The sequence below is a fragment of the Flavobacterium plantiphilum genome (genome assembly GCF_046000495.1).
In the GTDB taxonomy this organism is placed as follows: domain Bacteria; phylum Bacteroidota; class Bacteroidia; order Flavobacteriales; family Flavobacteriaceae; genus Flavobacterium; species Flavobacterium plantiphilum.
This window is the reverse complement of record NZ_JBELQA010000014.1, coordinates 2995-5150: the sequence shown is the minus strand read 5'-3', so window position 1 is coordinate 5150 and position 2156 is coordinate 2995. Positions and strand designations below refer to the sequence as shown.

1 tRNA gene and 1 rRNA gene are annotated in these 2156 nt (G+C 45.9%); both read left to right on the top strand.

Features of this window, described 5'->3' with window-relative positions:
* Nucleotides 1-433: 433 nt before the first annotated feature.
* Nucleotides 434-1947 (top strand): 16S ribosomal RNA (locus tag ABS764_RS16180).
* Between the two features lie 134 nt (nt 1948-2081).
* Nucleotides 2082-2155 (top strand) — tRNA-Ile (locus ABS764_RS16175).
* The last annotated feature ends 1 nt before the right edge of the window (nt 2156 follow it).

Genomic DNA, 2156 nt, shown 5'->3' with positions numbered 1-2156 from the left:
CTACTTTTGCACCCGCAACAACGCAGACGTTCATATAAAGACTGGCAAGAAAAACGAATTTAAATCAAACGAAAGTTTGAAAAAAAGTTCAAAAAAAGCTTGCGAGAAATTAATTTACGTTTTACATTTGCACCCCGCAAAACACGCAAGTTATTTGAAATACTGACAAGGAAGATGGAGTTGAGCTTCGAGAAATAAATCGAAAAAAAACTTTAAATTTTTCTTGCGAGTAAATAAAATAGTTGTACTTTTGCAGCCGCTTTGAGAAACAAGCGAAAAAAGAAGAATACACGTTCGTAGACATATTGAATTGACAGCCGTTCCGATGCAAATCGGAACAAAAAAAATAAGAGTAATAGAATCGATAGATTCAGAATGAACCAATAGAGCTTGAGTCAAAAATAAATAGTCCGCCACGGCGGACGCATAATATACGATGAAGAGTTTGATCCTGGCTCAGGATGAACGCTAGCGGCAGGCTTAACACATGCAAGTCGAGGGGTATAGTTTTTCGGAACTAGAGACCGGCGCACGGGTGCGTAACGCGTATGCAATCTACCTTTTGCAGAGGGATAGCCCAGAGAAATTTGGATTAATACCTCATAGTATTATAGTATGGCATCATATTATAATTAAAGTCACAACGGCAAAAGATGAGCATGCGTCCCATTAGCTAGATGGTAAGGTAACGGCTTACCATGGCAACGATGGGTAGGGGTCCTGAGAGGGAGATCCCCCACACTGGTACTGAGACACGGACCAGACTCCTACGGGAGGCAGCAGTGAGGAATATTGGTCAATGGACGCAAGTCTGAACCAGCCATGCCGCGTGCAGGATGACGGTCCTATGGATTGTAAACTGCTTTTGTACGAGAAGAAACACTCCTTCGTGAAGGAGCTTGACGGTATCGTAAGAATAAGGATCGGCTAACTCCGTGCCAGCAGCCGCGGTAATACGGAGGATCCAAGCGTTATCCGGAATCATTGGGTTTAAAGGGTCCGTAGGCGGTCTTATAAGTCAGTGGTGAAATCTCCCCGCTCAACGGGGAAACTGCCATTGATACTGTAGGACTTGAATAATTAGGAAGTAACTAGAATATGTAGTGTAGCGGTGAAATGCTTAGAGATTACATGGAATACCAATTGCGAAGGCAGGTTACTACTAATTGATTGACGCTGATGGACGAAAGCGTGGGTAGCGAACAGGATTAGATACCCTGGTAGTCCACGCCGTAAACGATGGATACTAGCTGTTGGGGGCAACTTCAGTGGCTAAGCGAAAGTGATAAGTATCCCACCTGGGGAGTACGAACGCAAGTTTGAAACTCAAAGGAATTGACGGGGGCCCGCACAAGCGGTGGAGCATGTGGTTTAATTCGATGATACGCGAGGAACCTTACCAAGGCTTAAATGTAGATTGACCGGTTTGGAAACAGACTTTTCGCAAGACAATTTACAAGGTGCTGCATGGTTGTCGTCAGCTCGTGCCGTGAGGTGTCAGGTTAAGTCCTATAACGAGCGCAACCCCTGTTGTTAGTTGCCATCGAGTCATGTCGGGAACTCTAACGAGACTGCCAGTGCAAACTGTGAGGAAGGTGGGGATGACGTCAAATCATCACGGCCCTTACGCCTTGGGCTACACACGTGCTACAATGGCCGGTACAGAGAGCAGCCACTGGGTGACCAGGAGCGAATCTATAAAGCCGGTCACAGTTCGGATCGGAGTCTGCAACTCGACTCCGTGAAGCTGGAATCGCTAGTAATCGGATATCAGCCATGATCCGGTGAATACGTTCCCGGGCCTTGTACACACCGCCCGTCAAGCCATGGAAGCTGGGGGTGCCTGAAGTCGGTGACCGCAAGGAGCTGCCTAGGGTAAAACTGGTAACTAGGGCTAAGTCGTAACAAGGTAGCCGTACCGGAAGGTGCGGCTGGAACACCTCCTTTCTAGAGCCTAATTGTTAGTTGTGCAAACAACACCTTTAGGAAAAAGACGAAAAGGTCTTTTGGTTTAGGATTTAAAAGTTTTATTACTCTTGCTGTTAATTTAAAAAAAAGAATAAAGAATTAAGTAAAAACAGAGTCTCGTAGCTCAGCTGGTTAGAGTACTACACTGATAATGTAGGGGTCGGCAGTTCGAGTCTGCCCGGGACTAC